This is a genomic window from Corallococcus sp. AB030 (assembly GCF_003668965.1).
In the GTDB taxonomy this organism is placed as follows: domain Bacteria; phylum Myxococcota; class Myxococcia; order Myxococcales; family Myxococcaceae; genus Corallococcus; species Corallococcus exiguus.
The window spans coordinates 32,699-49,196 of record NZ_RAWQ01000049.1; the positions used below are offsets into that span (position 1 = coordinate 32,699).

The window sequence follows — 16,498 nt, forward strand, 5'->3', positions numbered from 1 at the left end:
TTACTCGACCGGCGGCTCCAGCTCCAATCGCTCACACTGACGCAGCACCTCCTTCGCATCAGCGGGCTCGTCGGGCGAGGGCGGCGCCGCCTCCGACCAGGGTACGGACGGCTGGTCCGGCGTTCCCATCGACTCCTTCAGGAGCGCGATGAGGTCCCTCGCGGGGTCCCTGGGAAACGACGTCACCACCCGCAACGGCCGAGGCACGCCGGGCGGCAACTCCTCGCTCGGAAGCGCGGCGGCCTGGAGCAACAGCGCGGGCGAGGGCGCCGGGGCCACCACCGCCACGGGCTCCGCGGGCAGAAGGTCATCCGGGTCGAATCCGAAGGGCACCTGGGGCACCACCTGGAGCGACACGGCCTCGCGCTCCACGTCCGGCTCATCCCCCTCCATCGGGATGCACCGCAGGGTGTTCAAGCGGGGCGTGGGCGCGTCCTCAAGCGTCGGCGTGGACACGGCGTCCATGCGCTCCGGCGACAGGGGCTCTTCCACCCTGGGAGGCCACAGGGGCACCTGCAGCAGCACCACGGCCGGCTCGCGCAGGGGCAGCGAGCGCACGCGCGCGCCTCCCAACTCCACCGCCGCCTTCGTCACCGCGGCGGCGTGCTCCGCGAGCACCCGCTCCGCCCAGGTCTTCAACCACCGCGCCAGGGACAGCACCCAGGCAAGGTGCCGCCGCGCGCGAGGCCGCGCCACCAGGGCCTCGACTGGCGGAGCCGCGTGCATCGTCACTCCTCCTTCACCGGCATCCGGATGATCCACGGCGACGTCCCGGTGGCCAGCCCCTCCGACTCCACCGACAGCAGCTCCCCTTCCGCGCGCACCTCCAGCCGGCCCAGCGACTCCCCCCGCGGCGGGCGGGGAAAGTGGAAGTGCCCCTCCGCATCCGTGCGCGTGCTCAACTGCAGCGAGGGCAGCGCCACCCACGCGTCCCGGATGGGCACGTCACCGGGCCCCACCACCCGACCCAGCAGGGGGGCCTGCGCGGACGCCCCGCCCACCAATGACAGACATCGCACCTCCGCCCGGGGTTGCTCCTTGCGCACCTGCACCCGCAGGCGGAAGGAGGGACGCGGCACGGAGCGCAAACCCGCCCACAGCGCCGCCGGCACCGGGCTCAGGTCCACCTCCAATTCCTTGTCGCCCATGGCCGCGAAGACCAGGTCACCCAGCAGCCGGTGCGCGCGCTCGGGCGTCTCCGCGCCCACCGTCACCAGATAGCAGACGGTGAACTGCAGGGCGCCCTGCTTCCCCGCCCGGGTCAGGGGCGCCGGCCCCAGCTCCAGGAGGTAAAGACAGACACCCCGGTCCAGGGCCTCGCGGTCGGGCACGCCCAGGTGCACCGGCGCGTCCGTGGCAATGCGTCCCACCCACGCTCTCATGCGCAGATCGACTTCGTCGATCATCCTTGGCCCCCCGGTTTCCGGCCCTGAATGCCACGTCACCGTTTCCTCTCATCATACGCTCGCATCGAGAGGTTTTGCTGGACATCACCCAGGGGATTGAACAGGACGTCCTTGATTTGACAGGCATTGCACGCATTCCCAGGTCCTGGGGTACAGCGCAGCGTGTCGGGAACCGGGCAGTCCCTCCACCGCGGGTCGGGGCATCCCGGAAAGCCCGTACGGGTTTCGCGTGAAGCACTTCATTTCCTGCTCGCCTTCCGCGAAGAATGGCCGCTGGGCCGGCATTCACCGTGGAACTTTCGTCATGACGATGGACTCTTCTTCCTTGAGACGACGACACCCTTCCCTTCTCTCCTCCGGCATCGCCCTGGGGTGCCTGGCGGTGTTGGGCACCGCCACTCCGGCGCTCGCCCAGGACGACGCGCCCCACAGGGTGGGCCTGCTGCTGGACGCGGGCGCTCCGCACGGCATCGGCCTGTCCGCGGTGGTGCGCCCCACGAACTGGCTGCGGCTGCAAGCGGGCCCCACCACGAACACGCTCAGCATCGGCGTGCGCGGCGGTGTGACCCTCCTGCCGATAGACACCTTCATCGCGCCGACCCTCAACGTGGAGGCCGGGCACTACTTCGGTTCGGAGTACAGCGAGGTGCTGGACTGGCTGGGCCGCGAGCCGAGCTCCACGTCGGAGGCCATCCGCGACGTCACCTACAACTACGTGACGGGCAGCGTGGGCCTGGAGGTGGGCACGAAGAGCCGCTTCAACTTCTTCCTGAACGTGGGCCTGAGCTATGTGGCGCTCACCGTGCCGGAGCCCACGCCGCTCATCCAGGACGCCTCCGGCGACGACAGCGTCACGTCCGGACCGCTGCACCTGCGCGCCACCATCCCGTCGGTGAAGCTGGGCTTCATCGTCTACTTCTTCTGAGCCAGGAGACCTCTCACCATGCGAACGAAATCCTTCCGCACCCTCCTGCTCGCTGGCGCCGTGACCCTGTTGGGCACGGGCTGTGATTCGCTCTTCACCATCGAGGTGGAGGCCGAGCGCATCTGCAAGACCGAGAACGACCTGTCCTTCCCCGCCTCCCCGCCCATCGCCGGCTCCGTGGAGCAGTCCTTCACGATTCCGCTGGGTGACTTCGCCAGCGCGCTGCCCGAGGACGCCGACGTGGAGACGGAGCTTCGGCTGAAGCTCTTCGACGCCACCGCCAGCACGGACATCAGCGGCATCGAGCGCGCCAGCCTCGCCGTGCGCAAGCCGGGCTCCGCGGAGTACGTGCAGTTGGGCGAGTTCCGGCGCACCGGCACCGGGGGCTCCACGAACAAGCTCGAGCTCACCAGCAGCGGCGCGGTGGACGTGCTGGACCTGGCCAAGCAGGAGGAGCTGGAGTTCCGCTTCCAGGCCACGGGGTCGCCCCCCACGCAGTCGTGGACCGCGGACGTCGAGGTCTGCGTGGGCGCCAAGGCGAGCGCCAACTACTTCGGCCTGCTGTTCTGAAGCCTCCACTCCCGCCCCGGCGCAGGACGCGGCCGGGGCGGCGAGTCGGCCGGAAGCTGGACGGGAACACCTGGCGCCCTTAAGTGGGGAGGGTGGGACGCAAGCGGGCCGTGGGCGGCATCGAGATTCCGAAATGGGCGTGGCTGGTGCCGTGCGCGCTGGTGCCCGTGGTGCTGCTCAACCTGGGCGTGGCGTGGCTGGGCGGGACGCAGGTGTCGCCCCTGTCCTTCTCCTTCCTCCAGACAAAGGCGCGCGCGCTGGGAGCCTACGTGGCGCACCGGCCCGAGTGCGTGCTGGACGGACATCCGCCGCTGGAGCCGCTCATCGAGGACACGGAGCGCCGCCACGGGATTCCGCCAGGGCTCTTGAAGGCGCTCATCCAGGTGGAGTCGGAGACGCGGGTGCACCGCATCTCGCCCGCGGGGGCCATGGGGCCCGGGCAGCTCATGCCGGACACGGCGGCGCTGATGCGGGTGGAGGACCCCTTCGACCCGGCGCCATCCGTCGACGCGAGCGGGCGCTATCTGGCCGAACAGCTGCGCAGGTTCCGCGACGTGCGGCTGGCGGTGGCCGCGTACAACGCGGGCCCGGGGTCGGTGAACGGGCGCGTGCCGCACAACGGGGAGACGGAGTTCTACGTGGCCAAGGTGCTCGCGGCCTATGAGCACACGCGGCCGAAGGCCCCCGTCGTGGTGAAGCGCCCGGCTGTCTCCGCGACTCCGGTCAAGGCGGTCGCGGTGAAGGCCCCCGTCGCGCGGAAGGCCCGTCCGCCGGATGCGTCCGCGAAGCCGGCCGTCGCACCGAAGCGGACGGCCCCCGTGAAGCCCGCGTCCCGTCCAGCCTCGGGCAGCAAGCCTGCCGCGAAGCTCGCCTCCGCGACGCGTTAGGGGCGAAGCCTGGGTGGGGCCTCCGGGTCACGGCGCAGCACGAAGAAGTAGGGCGCCATCTCCCGTGCATCCATCAGCCCCAGCAGCGTGTCCCCGTCCACCTTCCGGAACACATCGAGGCTGGGCCGGTCGTCGTAGACCATCGTCGCGCTGAGCCGTCCGCGGTACTCCATCACGCGCAGCCGCGCCTTGAACTGCCCGGTCTCCACCACGGCCCGGTGCGGCGCCACGGGACCTGGGAGCTCCGGCGACGGCCACTTGCGCGGATCCACCGGGAACACCGCCTTGCGGTCCTCCGTGAAGAAGAGCAACGGGTGCACGCTCTCCGCGTCGATGAACTGCTTGCCGTACCAGCCGGTCGAAGCGAGCAGTCCGTCCAACGGGTGTCCCGTCTGGAACTCGCGCCCCTGCCACGTGCCGCGCATGGACCCGATGTCCACCGCGGGCAGACTGTCGAACAACGCGAGCGCATCCTCCACATGGACACGCCCGGCCTTCACTGCTTCATCGAACGTCATGTCGTTCCGCCTCCTGGCATGCACAGCACCGGTTTGACCGCCACGCGCGCCTCCATGTCGTGGACCGCGTCGTTGATGGCTTCGAAGGGATACGAGCGGCTCAGCTTCTCCAACGGGAAGCGCCCCTCCGCGTTCAGCGCGACCAGCCTGGGGATGAAGGCCTTCGGATCCACATTGCCTTCCAGGATGCCCACCAGCCTCCGGCCCATGAGCAGCGCCGTCATGGAGAGCGAGACCTCCGCGTCCCGGCCAGGAAGCCCGAGCAACCCGCAGGTCCCCAGCGGACGTGTCACGTCGAACGCCTGCCGCAACACCTGGGGCGACCCGACGCACTCCAGCGCGAAGTCCACGCCTCCGCGGGTGAGCGTCACCAGCGTCTTCGTGAGTCCGGGCTCGTCCGCCAGGAACGTGTCCGTGGCCCCCAGTTCACGCGCGAGCTCCAGTCGCTCCGCGCTGAGGTCCACCGCGAGGATGCGAGATGCGCCCGCGACCCGCGCCGCCATGATGGCCGCGAGGCCGACGGAGCCCGCCCCGAAGACGGCGAGCTGCTGCCCCCGCTGGAGCCGGAACGCCTCCAGCACCGCCCCCGCCCCCGTCTGGAACCCACAGCCCAGCGGGGCAATCCGCTCGAGCGGCACCGAGGCGTCCACCTTCACCGCGTTGTGCTGATGCGCCAGCACGTGCGTGGCGAATGACGACTGATGGAAGAAGCTCGAGCGGACGGGCTCTCCGCGCCACCGCATGGGGAATGAGCCATCCGGCCGCGAGCCGGAGAAGTTCCCCGCGTAGCCCCGCTCGCAGTACGGGAAGTGTCCGCCCGCGCACGTGCGGCAGCCACGGCACGAGAAGTAGCTGAGCACCACCGCGTCGCCAGGCTGGAAGCCCGTCACGCCCTCCCCCACCGCCTCCACCACGCCCGCGCCCTCGTGGCCCAGCACCGCGGGCAACGGGAAGCGGCCCGCTCCCGCCCGGTACGTGAGGTCGGTGTGGCAGATGCCGCTCGCCGCCACCCGCACGCGCAGCTCGCCCTCCCGAGGCGCATCGAGTTCGACCTCGTCGATGACGAAGGGACCACCCACTTCCCGCAGCAGCGCGGCTCGCACTGGAAGACCCATGGCCGCATACTATTGGCACTTCGCCAATAAAGTCACATCCCCCCGGCCTTTCGGGGTCGCACGTGCCTTTCCGGGTCAGGTCCGGGCTGCTTCCAGCTTGCGCCCGTGCAGGCCGCTGGCCGCGCCCGTGTCCAGCCAGAGCTCCACGTCACGGTGGAGCTGGAGGAACGACGCGGGCCACCGGGGCGTGAGCGGGCCGTTCACCATCGCCGTCACCGCCGCGGCCTTGTTCACGCCGAACGCGAGCACCACCACCTTGCGCGCCTGGAGCACCGCCGCCATGCCCAGCGTCAGCGCCGCCATGGGCACCTTGGACGGATCATCCCCGAACGCCATCACGTGAGACAGCCGCGTCTCCCGCGACAGGCGCGCGCGGTGGCTCGTCGCCGTCAGCACCTCGCCGGGCTCGTTGAACGCGATGTGCCCGTTGGGCCCCACGCCCAGCAGCAACAGGTCCAGCCCCCCGGCCGCCGCGAGCGCCGCGTCATAGCGCGCGCATTCCGCCTCCGCGTCCGGCGCGCACCCGTCGAGGAAGTGGATCCGCTCCATTGACAGATTCACATGCCGGAACAGGTGCCGGTCCATGTACGCGCGGAAGCTGCCTGCGTCCTCGGGTGGCAGCCCCAGGAACTCGTCCACGTTGAACGTCGTCGCTCGCGACAGGTCCAGCGCCCCCTGGGCCGCCAGCTCCACCAGGTTCCGGTACACGTTGAGCGGCGAGCGCCCCGTGACGAGCCCCAGCACCAGCTCCGGCGTGTGGCGCACCGCCTCGGCGATCCGCGCCGCGCAGGTGGTAGCCGCCTCCTGCTCCGTCTGGAACACCCGTAGGTCCATGTGTTGGCCAGCATATGCCGGCCTCCCCGCCCCGGTCGCCGGCCCCTCAGCCGCCCGGTGCGTGGCGCCGCGCGGCAAGGCCACATGCTTCCGGGAATGACACATGAGCGCCGCGGACGATTGACAAGCCCGGTCCCCCGCACGCCCGGGGACCGGGGAAGGTTTCCCACGGGCACTCCGTGCAATCCGTCCTCACGCGCGGAGGCCGGGTCGCGCTAGAACCGGATCCATGAAAGTCGCCGTGCTCACCGGCGGGGGTGATTGCCCCGGCCTCAATGCGGTCATCCGCGCCATTGTCCGCCGTGCCAGCGAGCACGGCTTCGAGATGATGGGCCTGCGTGATGGATGGAAGGGCCTGCTGGACGACAACCACTTCCGCCTCACGCGGGAGACCACCTCCGGCATCCTCCACCGGGGTGGCACCATCCTGGGCACCTCGCGCGTCAACCCGTTCAAGGTGGAGAACGGCCTGGAGCGCGTGAAGCGCTCCATGGAGCGCAATGGCATCCACGCCGTCATCGCCATTGGCGGCGAGGGCACCCTGTCCGCCGCCACGCGCATGTCCCAGGAGGGCCTGCGCATCGTCGGCGTGCCGAAAACCATCGACAACGACCTCAACGGCACGGACTTCACGTTCGGCTTCGACACCGCGGTCCACATCGCGACGGAGGCCGTGGACCGGCTGCACTCCACCGCGGAGTCGCACAAGCGCGTCATCGTCTGCGAGGTGATGGGCCGTCACGTCGGGTGGATCGCCACCTACGCGGGCATCGCCGGCGGCGCGGACGTCATCCTCGTCCCGGAGATTCCCGCGGACCTGGAGGCCGTCGCGCAGCACCTCCAGCGCCGTCACGCGGGCGGGCGCACCTTCTCCATCGTGGTGGTGGCGGAAGGCACGCGCATCAAGATGTCCGCGGAGCAGAACGAGCAGCTCGTCACGACCGGCTCCCTGGACGAAGCAGGCCGTCCGCGCCTGGGCGGCGTGGGCAACATCGTCGCGGCGGAGATTGAACGCCGCACCGGCTTCGAGACGCGCGTCTCCGTGCTGGGCCACATCCAGCGCGGCGGCGCCCCCACGGCGCACGACCGGGTGCTCGCCACCCGGTTCGGCGTGCATGCGTGCGACATGGTGGCCCGGGGCGAGTTCGGCAAGATGGCCGCCCTGCGCGGCAACGAAATCGTCAGCGAGCAACTGGCCGAAGCCACCCGCGAGCTCAAGCGCGTGCCCAAGGAGTTCTTCGAAGTCGCGCAGGTTTTCTTCGGCTGACATTGACGTCATGCGCCATGCCTGCCCCCACCGGGAGTGGCAGGCATGACGCCGCGCATCCGGTAGCATCCGGCCCTTCCCCCTCTCCCGAAGGGATGGTGCCGATGCTCACCGGTCGCATGATGGACTTCCCGCTCACCCTGACGCACTTCCTGGAGCGGGCTCGCTCCTATTACGCCGCGCAGGAGATCGTCAGCCGCAGGCCGGACAAGTCCCTGCACCGCTACACGTACGCGGACTTCCACCGGCGTGTCTGCCAATTGGCGAACGCGCTCACGCGGCTGGGAGTGAAGCCTGGGGACCGCGTGGCGTCGCTGAGCTGGAACCACCACCAGCACCTGGAGGTGTACTTCGGGGTGCCGGCGATGGGCGCGGTGATGCACACGCTCAACCTGCGGCTGCACCCCAACGACCTGGGCTACATCGCGAACCACGCCGAGGACACGGTGGTGGTGGTGGACCGCTCGCTGCTGCCGCTGGTGGAGAAGTTCGAGAAGGCCGCCGGCAGCATCAAGCACGTCATCGTCATCCCGGATGACGGGCCGGTGCCGGAGGGGCGGCTGGACTACGAGAAGCTGCTCGCGGCGGAGTCGCCCACGTTCGAGTTCCCGCGCCTGGATGAGAACAGCGCGGCGATGCTCTGCTACACGTCCGGCACGACGGGCAACCCGAAGGGCGTGCTCTTCAGCCACCGCTCCATCGTGTTGCACTCGCTGGTGTGCTGCATGCCGGAGGTGCTGGGGCTGAGGGAGTCCGACACGGTGCTGGCGGTGGTGCCCATGTTCCACGCGGCGGCGTGGGGCCTGCCGTTCGACGCGCTGCTCACGGGAGCGAAGCAGGTGCTGCCCGGGCCGCACCTCGACCCCCAGTCGCTCTTGGAGCTGATGCAGAACGAGAAGGTCACGGTGGCGGGCGGCGTGCCCACCATCTGGCTGGGCATCCTGGCGCAGCTGGACCGCGAGCCGGGCAAGTGGGACCTGAGCCGGATGCGGCACATGGTGATTGGTGGCTCCGCGGCGCCGCCGGCGCTGATTGACGGGTTCCGCAAGCGCCACGGGCAGAACGTGCTGCACGCGTGGGGCATGACGGAGATGAACCCGGTGGGCACGCTCGCGCGGCTCAAGGGGGACCTGCACACGGCGTCGCCGGAGACGCAGCTGGATGCGTACGCGTCGCAGGGCTACTCCGTGCCGTTCGTGGAGACGCGCCACGTGAGCGACACGGGGGAGATCCTCCCCTGGGACGGCAAGGCCATGGGCGAGCTGGAGGTGCGCGGCCCCATGGTGGCGGCGTCGTACTACGGGGACGAGGGCAAGGACCGGTTCACGAAGGACGGGTGGTTCAAGACGGGCGACGTGGTGACCATCGACCCGGCGGGCTACCTGCACATCACCGACCGCAGCAAGGACGTCATCAAGTCCGGCGGCGAGTGGATCAGCTCCGTGGCGCTGGAGAACGCGCTGATGGCGCATCCGTCCGTGCTGGAGGCGGCGGTGTTCGCGGGGCGGCATCCGAAGTGGGACGAGCGGCCGCTGGCGGCGGTGGTGTTCAAGTCGGGCCAGGAGGCGACGAAGGCGGAGCTGACGGCGCACCTGGAGAAGCAGTTCGCGAAGTGGTGGCTGCCGGATGACATCCTCTTCGTGACCCAGATTCCGCGCACGTCGACGGGGAAGTTCCTGAAGATGAAGTTGCGGGAGGATTACGGCGACCACCTGATGAAGGCGTCTGTCGCGTCCTGAAGTGGTTGGAAGGACCGCCGGGCAGCTGACACTGGGAGTCCGTGGCTCGCGCCAGGGCGGGGCTGGGGGTAACGTGGGGGCGTGATGCCCTCTGTCCAACAGCTCCGCCCGTTCGCCTACGCGCCCGTCCAGGCGTTTCTGCAAGCCTCCGGACCGGTGGTGCTGATCCAACAGCCGCCGGAGCCGGTGTTCCAGCAGGTGGCGTTGCGGTTGGCGGAGGCGCGCACGGTGGGGATGGCGCACCGCTCACGGCTGGTGGACCGGCTGCTGGTGATGCTCCAGGCGTTCGACTCGCTGGAGGTCCACTTCCTGGGGCCGGAGCAGGACGGGCAGGAGCTGCGGGTGGGGCGGATGGAGGGGTGCACGCTGATGGTGCACGACCCCTCCGTGTCGAAGCATCACGCGGTGCTGCGCTGGCACGCGACGCAGGGGACGTGCTCGGTGAAAGACCTGGCGTCCATGAACGGCACCTGGCTGAACGCCGCGGAGCTGGGCGAAGGCGAGGAGCGGATGCTCACGGACGGGGACGCGCTGGCCTTCGGGGATGCGCAGTTCCTGTACCTGCGAGCGGAGACGCTGCACTCGCACCTGCGGCTCGCGAGCCCGGGTGGGGGGATGTGACGCGGCTCAGCCGACGGGTAGCTCCTGATAGTGCACGTCACTGGGGCCCAGGCGTTGTAGGACTTCGACGAAGCGCTCGCTGACGACGCGAGGGTTGGCCCCTTCGATGCCGAAGACGTCGATCCCTTCCGGAATGGAGGAGCGCAGCAGCCAGCGCTTCGGAGGCAGGGAGAACGACTCGGGCTTGCCGCAGAGCTCACACGCGGGCGTCTTCCATTCACCGATGCAGTCGGGATGCAGCCGGGCGAGGGGCCGGGCTTCCAGCTCGTAGAGCGCGGGCATCGTGCTCCGGCGGGACCGGAGTTCCATCCGGACCGCGATGATGCCCCGCAGGCCTTCGGCCTTGAGCAGGTCCACCGCGTCCTCGCGGAGGAGCAGCCGCCATGCGGGCCAGCAGGTGATCGGACCGAACCTGCCTCTTGCCGTTCCGACCATGGGCCCGAACGAGCCCCCTGCTCTCACGGGAAGCTCGGGAGGAACAAAGGGGCGAATGAGCGCCACCAGCCGGCTGTACTCCGCGACGGACATGGGCCCCTTGGACTCGGCCAGCACCGGTTCCTGCACAGCGGAGAGGTCCACGGATGGAAAGGCATCCATCCATGCCCAGGGGCCGAACCTGGGACAGTCAACGCCGGACAGGTGCCATCGGTGCTCTGCCCGGTACTCACCGCTCCACTGCGGTTCCACACCGTCAGGCGGGCCACGAACTTCGAAATAGCGCATGGCTCAATCCTCGAAGGGCACGGGCAGCAGGTCGACCTGCTGCCAATACGTCATCGGAAGACCAAAGAGTTCATATTTTCGAATCATCCATGCGGCGTGCTCGAAATGATCCGGGATGTCAGCCTCGGCCCCTTGACGTTCGATGAAGGTATTCCAATCTCGATTCCAGGGTCCGCCCAACGCGCCACGATGGATGCGTGCGTGAACTTCCGCATCGATCATCAAGACGTACTTGTGGATCTCAATACCCTTGTCCTCGAAGTGCTTCTTGAACGCCTGCGGGAAGATGTGGTGCCGCTCCTTCGGCCGCTTCGCCCACTCCTGTCGCGCCTTCTCGCGGCGAAGCTGGCTGGGCAGTTTCTCCCGCCGGTGCCAGCGGAACACCATGACGGGCACGGCATCGCCCGGCAGGCCCTGCGCACTTCCCCACGTCCGCTGCGGTCCGCTTCCGGGCGCCACGAAGATGGGCGCCACCGGCATGGCCCCTCGCGTCCGCACGATGCGGTCCGGTGCCAGGTCCTCGCACCGGAACAGCGCGCAGACGTCGTCCTCGCAAACTTGAGTGAGGCACTGGTCCTCGTCGCTGGCTTCGCACTCCCGCGACGACTCTGCCCAGCCCTCTTGGGGCGAGGACACTGGCGCTGATGCGCACCCCGCCAGCAAGACAACCCAAAGCCACAACCACGCGCGCATTCCGCCTCCGCTCCTCGCTCCTCTGCTTCTTGCCCGCTTACTCCACGTTCTTCAGCTGGAAGCCCAGCGGGCCGAGGCGCGGCACTCGCACCTGAGGCTCGCGAGCCCGGGTGGAGGGATGTGACTACTCGGCGGGCAGCTCCTGGTAGCGCACGTCACTGGGGCCCAGGCGCTGCACGGTTTCGACGAAGCGTTCGCTGACGACGCGCGGGTTGGCCCCTTCGATGCCGAAGACATCGATCCCTTCCGGAATGGAGGAGCGCAGCAGCCAGCGCTTCGGAGGCAGGTCGAACGACTCGGGCTTGCCGCAGATGGCGCAGGCGGGCGTCTTCCACTCACCGATGCAGTCGGGATGCAGCTTCGCCAATGGCCGGGCTTCCAGTTCGTAGAGCGCGGGCATCGTGCTCCGGCGGGACTTGAGCTCCATCCGGACCGCGATGACGCCTTTCAGGCCTTCAGCCTTGAGTAACTCGACCGCGTCCTCGCGGAGGACCACCACCCACGAAGGCCAGCAGGTCACAGGGCCGAACTTGCCTTGGGCGGTTCCGACCATGGGCCCGAACGTACAACCCGCGTAGAGGGGAAGCTCGGGGGGAACGAAGGGGCGCACGAGCGCAGTCAATCGTTTGTATTCAGGGAGGGACATGGGTCCCTTCCACTCAGAGAGCGCGGGCTCCGCGACCTCGGACAAATCCACCGAGGGGAAGGCATCCATCCCCGCCCACGGACCGAACCTGGGACACTCGACCCCGGAGATGTGCCATCGGTGGCGAGCCCGGTACGAACCCGTCCAGTGCCCTGCTTCGTCGCCCTTCAGGCTCTCGACCGAAAAGTAGCGCATGGCTCAGTCCTCGGCTGGAAGCGGCAGGAGATCCACCTGCTGCCAGTACGTCATCGTCAATCCAAAGAGTCCGTACTTCTGAATCATCAGGGAGGCATGCTCAAAGTATTCGGGGATCTGGGCTCCGTCGCGCCGCCGCTGGATGAACGCATCCCAATCCCGGTTCCATGGCCCCCCTCGCTCGCCCCGATGGATGCGTGCATGCACTTCCGCATCGATGGCGATGACGTATTGGTGGATGTTGATCCCTTTTTCCTCGAAGTGATCCTTGAACGCCTGCGGGAAGATGTGGTGCCGCTCCTTCGGTCGCTTCGCCCACTCCTGTTGCGCCTTCTCGCGGCGAAGCTCGCTGGGGAGCTTCTCTCGGGGACGCCAGCGGAAGACCATGACGGGCACCGCGTCGCCCGGCAGGCCCTGCGCACTTCCCCATGTTCGCTGCGGCCCGCTTCCGGGCGCCACGAAGATGGGTGCCACCGGCATGGCTCCCCGCGTCCGCACGATGCGCTTTGGTGCCAGGTCCTCGCACCGGAACAGCGCGCAGACGTCGTCCTCGCAGACTTGCGTGAGGCACTGATCCTCGTCGCTGGCCTCGCACTCCCGTGACGACTCGTTCGAGGGTAAGGGCCCGGGTGCGGATGCACACCCCAGCAGCATCACCAGCCACAGCCACCCGACGCGGACGCCGGCCCCGGAGATTCTTCTCATTTTCCTGTTATTCCACGTTCACTCCCGTGGAGCCCAGGAGGCGAGCAACCCGGTCACGGGGCACAGCGCGCTGTCAGGCGAGCCGTTATCCTCGGGGTTCCTCACACCGAGAGCGCGCACACCATGGGAAGGCTGTTGGTCCTGCTGTTCGTCTACCTGGGCGCGTACCTCGTGCTGCGCAGGCTGTTGCCCGTCGTCACCCGAGGCTGGCGCCATGGCGTGCTGTTGGGCCTCTCTGTCTTCGCGTTCGCGGCGTGGACCGTGCCCGCTGTCACGGGCTACGGCCTGCACCACACGCCTCCGGCACTCGTGCCGGTGAAGCTGTTCGCCGTCGTGTGGAGCATCGCCGCGCTGCTGGTGATGCTGATGGGCCCGCAGTTCCTCATCCTCAAGCTGCGCGCCGAACGGAAGCGGCAAGCCGCGCCTCCGGGCGTGGACCTGGAGCGCCGAAGCCTCCTCGTGAAGGCCGGTCAGGCCATGCCCGTCCTCGCCATCGGTGCCAGTGGCGTGGGCGTCGTGGGTGGCAGCCTGGGCTTCACCGTTCGCGAGGTGGAGGTGAAGCTGCGCGGCCTCCCCGCGGCGCTCGACGGCTTCCGCATCGGGCAGATCACCGACGTGCACGTGGGCCCCTTCATCTCCCCTGAGTACCTGCGCGGCGCCGTGGAGGTGATGAACACCGCGGGCGTGGACCTCCAGGTGATGACCGGTGACCTCATCGACGACGTGAACCAGGTCGACGAGACGATGGCCGCCCTCGCCTCCACGACGGCCCGCCACGGCATGCTCGCGGTGCTCGGCAACCACGAGCACTGGCGCGGGCTCGACGAAGTCCTGGGCGGCTATGAGCAGTTGGCCCAGCGTGGCGCGCCAGTCCGGCTGCTGGTGGATGAAGCCCACGTGCTGGAGCACGGCGGCCAGCGCGTGCGCGTGGTGGGCGTGGACTTCCCCATGTCCGGCGCCAGCCGCACCGGGAAAGACCGCCGCTGGCAGCGCTCCGCGGAGACGGCCTTCAAGGACGGGAACCCGGACGACGTGGTGCTCTGCCTCTCCCACCACCCGGACTTCTTCCCCTACGCCGCCGAGCGCGGCGCCCGCCTCACGCTCGCGGGCCACACGCACGGCGGACAGGTGGCCTTCCTGGGAGTGCCGCTGTTCGGCTTCGCCTTCAAGCACATGCTGGGCCGCTACCGCTTCAAGGACAGCCACCTCTACGTCTCCGGCGGCACGGGGCACTGGCTCCCCTTCCGCATCGGCGTCCCGCCCGAGGTGACACTGCTCACCCTGCGGAGCGCCTGACGCGGTGAAGGGCCGTACAGCCACTCGGGGCGGATTGCCATCCCCCGGAAGTGGGATGTCCCAGGTCCAGGCTTCCTCCTACCCTCCGGTGCCTCATCGCTCGCAGTGGGGGAGGCGACCATGTCGGAAGAGGTCACCCGATTCGGCAAGCTCGAGGAGTTGGCCTGGCAGGTCTACCGGGTCCGCACGGGCTCCAGCAGCTACACGGTCGGCGTCTACGAATACGAAGGGCGCCGCTTCGCGGTCATGCGTGGCCAGTCCAAGAATCTTGGAGGCCATGTCGACCTGAGGGATTCCGACCCGAAGGTGGAGGGACGTTCGCTCTTCGAGGTTCCCCCCTCGGAGTGGGTGGGAAAGAGCCTCGAGATTGGCACCGCGACCACGTCGCGCGTCGTCGAGGTTCAGCAGGAGCGGGACTCCGACATCGTCACGAACATCACCCGGATCCAGGTCCTGGCGCCGTCTTCGCCCGCATCCGCGGCAAGGAAGCCTCAGGCCTCTCCCGAGCCCAAATACGAGGAGCCGCCCTACCCGGAGAACTGCGTCCAGGATGTCCGGGCTGCGGCGTACCTCCTCCGCAAGGTCTACAACCAGCGTCGGTTGATCGAGGACCTGGAGCAGCGCCCGGAACAGTTCGACCGGTTCAAGGTCGCGCTGGCGGATGCCGCCCTCATGATGAAAGCCATTGGCCAGAAACTTGGATAGGTCCCGCCATGACACTCAATGCTCATTTCGCCATGACCCGTGACACGCCCCATGACCCGGAGCAGAGCTGGTACATGTGGAGCGGGTGGAAGAACCGCCACTGGCCGACCTTCATCCTTCGTCCCGGACTGCACCTCTACGGCTACGACAAGAAGACGAAACGCTTCACCACGCTCCTCAAGGTGACTCGCGGCAAGGCGTTCGAGTACGAGAACAAGCGTCAGTTCACCCGCACGGTGAACAGCCTGATCGGCGTCGACACCCATGACAACTCCGAGTGGTTGAACGCAATGCAGCCCTCGGGGTTCGGTGTGGCCTTCGAGTACGAACTGGTCGCCAGGGTCGACCTCGCGTTTCCCGGAAGCCGCTTCCCTCACCTCGGCTGGTACAAAATGCCGACGAGAGCGGCTCGTGCGGCATTGCTGGATGACCCGGGTGGCCATGAAGAAGGTGGGAAGCAGTACCGGACACATCTGACCTACGAGCGAAGCGCCCGGCTGCGCGCGGAGGCGAAGTCCCACTGGAGGAACAGGCGGGGCCGGCTCACCTGTCACGTGTGCGGATTCGACTTCGTCGAGCGCTACGGTGCGCTCGGTGAGGACTTCATCGAGATGCACCACGAGGTCCCGGTCTCGGAAGGGAAACGGGTGAACTCCTTGGAATCACTCATCCCCCTGTGCGCCAACTGCCACCGGATGATTCATCGGAATCCGCAGGAGCTTCTCAGCATCCAAGCGCTTCGGCTCCTGCTCCAGAAGCCCGCATCAACGAAGCGCTAGAGTCAGGGCCGCGCGCCTGCGCCGAGCAGCCGCAGCGGCGTATCCCGCCCCATGGCGATGAAGGGCGCCCAGTAGTGCGGATGGGGCTGGGCGCTGCGCAGCTCCCGCATCGCCTCACGCAGCGCCGTGGCCAGGCCCTCGCCGCCGAGCAGGTGGCGATAGTAGGTCTCCATCAACGTGCGCGTCGTCGCGTCGTCCACCTTCCAGAGGCTCATCACCACCGTCTCCGCTCCCGCCACCAGGAAGGCCCGGCGCAGGCCGTAGACGCCCTGGCCTCGCCGGACCGCGCCCCGGCCGGTGTCACACGCGGACAGGACCACCAGCTGCGTGCCCCACAGGTCCAGGCCCGCCAGCTCCAGCGCCGTCACCAGCGCGCTGTCGGAGGCGCTCTTCTCCGTCTCCCCCGCGAGCAACAGGCCAGAGCGCAGCAGCGGATCCGGCGGGCGCGCGGCCTGCGGATCCTCGCCCAGCGCTCCGAAGGTCGCGACGGCTCGCGCGTTCTCGGGCGCGGCGGCGTCCTCCAGGAAGAAGCCGTGGGTCGCCGGAGGATGCCCGGCATGCGCAGGTTCAGCCCCTCTGCTAACTCACAGTGGCCGTGTTCAATCGAATGCACGCGAAAGTCGCTGGCGTGCTTGACCACCTCGCAAACGGACAGACGGCGACATTGAACTACATTGACCCCTGATATTGGATCTAAAGCTGGTCACGGCGCGCAGCCAACCTCACTAGGTATAGTGCTGGGCTTAGTACTACTTGATCAGATGCGTGACGGTCCTCGAGGAGGAGCGCGAGCGCCGAGTCTGCGGAGGCACAGCGGACAATGGCCGAGGCGGCGCAGCAGCAGATGCTGGAGCCGCCGGCGCACCTGGGGCAG

Annotated in this window: 18 protein-coding genes and 1 pseudogene; 9 read left to right on the forward strand and 10 right to left on the reverse strand. The window is 68.5% G+C overall.

What is annotated here, in order from left to right; all coding sequences use genetic code 11:
- Together D7Y15_RS14550 and D7Y15_RS14555 are read right to left on the reverse strand one after the other, a co-directional pair.
- Positions 1-726, reverse strand: a complete 726-nt coding sequence (locus tag D7Y15_RS14550) for a hypothetical protein (protein ID WP_121752961.1) — start codon at positions 724-726, stop codon at positions 1-3.
- 2 nt (positions 727-728) lie between these two features.
- On the reverse strand, positions 729-1,406 hold the full coding sequence (locus tag D7Y15_RS14555) for a carboxypeptidase regulatory-like domain-containing protein (RefSeq protein WP_121752962.1): 678 nt from the start codon (positions 1,404-1,406) through the stop codon (positions 729-731).
- A 325-nt stretch (positions 1,407-1,731) separates the two neighbouring features.
- Between D7Y15_RS14555 and D7Y15_RS14560 the strand changes: the two genes are divergently transcribed.
- From D7Y15_RS14560 to D7Y15_RS14570, 3 genes are all read left to right on the forward strand, one after another.
- On the forward strand, positions 1,732-2,331 hold the full coding sequence (locus D7Y15_RS14560) for a hypothetical protein (RefSeq protein WP_233596595.1): 600 nt from the start codon (positions 1,732-1,734) through the stop codon (positions 2,329-2,331).
- 18 nt (positions 2,332-2,349) lie between these two features.
- On the forward strand, positions 2,350-2,901 hold the full coding sequence (locus D7Y15_RS14565) for a hypothetical protein (protein ID WP_120574562.1): 552 nt from the start codon (positions 2,350-2,352) through the stop codon (positions 2,899-2,901).
- Between the two features lie 92 nt (positions 2,902-2,993).
- A complete protein-coding gene (locus D7Y15_RS14570) occupies positions 2,994-3,788 on the forward strand; it encodes a lytic transglycosylase domain-containing protein (RefSeq protein WP_120574561.1) in 795 nt (264 codons plus the stop codon).
- Here D7Y15_RS14570 and D7Y15_RS14575 read toward each other — a convergent pair.
- From D7Y15_RS14575 to D7Y15_RS14585, 3 genes are all read right to left on the reverse strand, one after another.
- The gene (locus D7Y15_RS14575; RefSeq protein WP_121752963.1) at positions 3,785-4,306 is read right to left on the reverse strand and encodes a DUF4334 domain-containing protein; all 522 of its coding nucleotides are present in this window, start codon (positions 4,304-4,306) and stop codon (positions 3,785-3,787) included. The two genes, D7Y15_RS14570 and D7Y15_RS14575, sit on opposite strands and share 4 nt — an antisense overlap.
- Entirely contained in the window at positions 4,303-5,421 is a 1,119-nt protein-coding gene (locus tag D7Y15_RS14580) for an NAD(P)-dependent alcohol dehydrogenase (protein WP_121752964.1), read from the reverse strand. The genes D7Y15_RS14575 and D7Y15_RS14580 overlap by 4 nt, the downstream gene beginning before the upstream one ends.
- A gap of 75 nt (positions 5,422-5,496) precedes the next feature.
- Entirely contained in the window at positions 5,497-6,255 is a 759-nt protein-coding gene (locus tag D7Y15_RS14585) for a glucosamine-6-phosphate deaminase (RefSeq protein WP_121752965.1), read from the reverse strand.
- A gap of 229 nt (positions 6,256-6,484) precedes the next feature.
- On the opposite strand from D7Y15_RS14585, the gene D7Y15_RS14590 reads away from it, so the two are divergent.
- The 3 genes from D7Y15_RS14590 to D7Y15_RS14600 all read left to right on the forward strand — a co-directional run bounded on the left by D7Y15_RS14590 (position 6,485) and on the right by D7Y15_RS14600 (position 9,882).
- Entirely contained in the window at positions 6,485-7,522 is a 1,038-nt protein-coding gene (locus D7Y15_RS14590) for a 6-phosphofructokinase (RefSeq protein ID WP_120574557.1), read from the forward strand.
- Between the two features lie 104 nt (positions 7,523-7,626).
- Entirely contained in the window at positions 7,627-9,261 is a 1,635-nt protein-coding gene (locus tag D7Y15_RS14595) for a long-chain fatty acid--CoA ligase (RefSeq protein ID WP_121752966.1), read from the forward strand.
- A gap of 84 nt (positions 9,262-9,345) precedes the next feature.
- Entirely contained in the window at positions 9,346-9,882 is a 537-nt protein-coding gene (locus D7Y15_RS14600) for an FHA domain-containing protein (RefSeq protein WP_120561334.1), read from the forward strand.
- Between the two features lie 6 nt (positions 9,883-9,888).
- On the opposite strand, the gene D7Y15_RS14605 is transcribed toward D7Y15_RS14600, so the two are convergent.
- From D7Y15_RS14605 to D7Y15_RS14620, 4 genes are all read right to left on the reverse strand, one after another.
- Positions 9,889-10,605 carry a double-CXXCG motif protein gene (locus D7Y15_RS14605; RefSeq protein WP_121752967.1) on the reverse strand — a complete coding sequence of 239 codons (717 nt, stop codon included), beginning with the start codon at positions 10,603-10,605 and terminating at the stop codon, positions 9,889-9,891.
- Between the two features lie 3 nt (positions 10,606-10,608).
- Positions 10,609-11,298, reverse strand: a complete 690-nt coding sequence (locus D7Y15_RS14610; RefSeq protein WP_121752968.1) for a TIGR02269 family lipoprotein — start codon at positions 11,296-11,298, stop codon at positions 10,609-10,611.
- A gap of 124 nt (positions 11,299-11,422) precedes the next feature.
- A complete protein-coding gene (locus D7Y15_RS14615) occupies positions 11,423-12,139 on the reverse strand; it encodes a double-CXXCG motif protein (RefSeq protein WP_121752969.1) in 717 nt (238 codons plus the stop codon).
- Between the two features lie 3 nt (positions 12,140-12,142).
- On the reverse strand, positions 12,143-12,844 hold the full coding sequence (locus tag D7Y15_RS14620) for a TIGR02269 family lipoprotein (RefSeq protein WP_121752970.1): 702 nt from the start codon (positions 12,842-12,844) through the stop codon (positions 12,143-12,145).
- Between the two features lie 123 nt (positions 12,845-12,967).
- Between D7Y15_RS14620 and D7Y15_RS14625 the strand changes: the two genes are divergently transcribed.
- From D7Y15_RS14625 to D7Y15_RS14635, 3 genes are all read left to right on the forward strand, one after another.
- A complete protein-coding gene (locus tag D7Y15_RS14625) occupies positions 12,968-14,140 on the forward strand; it encodes a metallophosphoesterase (RefSeq protein ID WP_121752971.1) in 1,173 nt (390 codons plus the stop codon).
- 120 nt (positions 14,141-14,260) lie between these two features.
- Positions 14,261-14,845 carry a hypothetical protein gene (locus tag D7Y15_RS14630; RefSeq protein WP_121752972.1) on the forward strand — a complete coding sequence of 195 codons (585 nt, stop codon included), beginning with the start codon at positions 14,261-14,263 and terminating at the stop codon, positions 14,843-14,845.
- 8 nt (positions 14,846-14,853) lie between these two features.
- Positions 14,854-15,624 carry an HNH endonuclease gene (locus D7Y15_RS14635; RefSeq protein WP_121752973.1) on the forward strand — a complete coding sequence of 257 codons (771 nt, stop codon included), beginning with the start codon at positions 14,854-14,856 and terminating at the stop codon, positions 15,622-15,624.
- Between the two features lie 2 nt (positions 15,625-15,626).
- Here D7Y15_RS14635 and D7Y15_RS14640 read toward each other — a convergent pair.
- Positions 15,627-16,166, reverse strand: a pseudogene (locus D7Y15_RS14640) (CHAT domain-containing protein); the annotation flags it as partial.
- Positions 16,167-16,498 lie beyond the last annotated feature (332 nt).

Excerpts from the sequence above, each read along its gene's own strand:
- D7Y15_RS14620 (WP_121752970.1), bottom strand. The coding sequence starts at position 12,844 with ATGAGAAGAATCTCCGGGGCCGGCGTCCGCGTCGGGTGGCTGTGGCTG.
- D7Y15_RS14595 (WP_121752966.1), top strand. The coding sequence starts at position 7,627 with ATGCTCACCGGTCGCATGATGGACTTCCCGCTCACCCTGACGCACTTC.
- D7Y15_RS14625 (WP_121752971.1), top strand. The coding sequence starts at position 12,968 with ATGGGAAGGCTGTTGGTCCTGCTGTTCGTCTACCTGGGCGCGTACCTC.
- D7Y15_RS14590 (WP_120574557.1), top strand. The coding sequence starts at position 6,485 with ATGAAAGTCGCCGTGCTCACCGGCGGGGGTGATTGCCCCGGCCTCAAT.
- D7Y15_RS14600 (WP_120561334.1), top strand. The coding sequence starts at position 9,346 with ATGCCCTCTGTCCAACAGCTCCGCCCGTTCGCCTACGCGCCCGTCCAG.
- D7Y15_RS14555 (WP_121752962.1), bottom strand. The coding sequence starts at position 1,406 with ATGATCGACGAAGTCGATCTGCGCATGAGAGCGTGGGTGGGACGCATT.
- D7Y15_RS14580 (WP_121752964.1), bottom strand. The coding sequence starts at position 5,421 with ATGGGTCTTCCAGTGCGAGCCGCGCTGCTGCGGGAAGTGGGTGGTCCC.
- D7Y15_RS14610 (WP_121752968.1), bottom strand. The coding sequence starts at position 11,298 with ATGCGCGCGTGGTTGTGGCTTTGGGTTGTCTTGCTGGCGGGGTGCGCA.
- D7Y15_RS14550 (WP_121752961.1), bottom strand. The coding sequence starts at position 726 with ATGCACGCGGCTCCGCCAGTCGAGGCCCTGGTGGCGCGGCCTCGCGCG.
- D7Y15_RS14565 (WP_120574562.1), top strand. The coding sequence starts at position 2,350 with ATGCGAACGAAATCCTTCCGCACCCTCCTGCTCGCTGGCGCCGTGACC.
- D7Y15_RS14635 (WP_121752973.1), top strand. The coding sequence starts at position 14,854 with ATGACACTCAATGCTCATTTCGCCATGACCCGTGACACGCCCCATGAC.
- D7Y15_RS14630 (WP_121752972.1), top strand. The coding sequence starts at position 14,261 with ATGTCGGAAGAGGTCACCCGATTCGGCAAGCTCGAGGAGTTGGCCTGG.
- D7Y15_RS14575 (WP_121752963.1), bottom strand. The coding sequence starts at position 4,306 with ATGACGTTCGATGAAGCAGTGAAGGCCGGGCGTGTCCATGTGGAGGAT.
- D7Y15_RS14615 (WP_121752969.1), bottom strand. The coding sequence starts at position 12,139 with ATGCGCTACTTTTCGGTCGAGAGCCTGAAGGGCGACGAAGCAGGGCAC.
- D7Y15_RS14585 (WP_121752965.1), bottom strand. The coding sequence starts at position 6,255 with ATGGACCTACGGGTGTTCCAGACGGAGCAGGAGGCGGCTACCACCTGC.
- D7Y15_RS14605 (WP_121752967.1), bottom strand. The coding sequence starts at position 10,605 with ATGCGCTATTTCGAAGTTCGTGGCCCGCCTGACGGTGTGGAACCGCAG.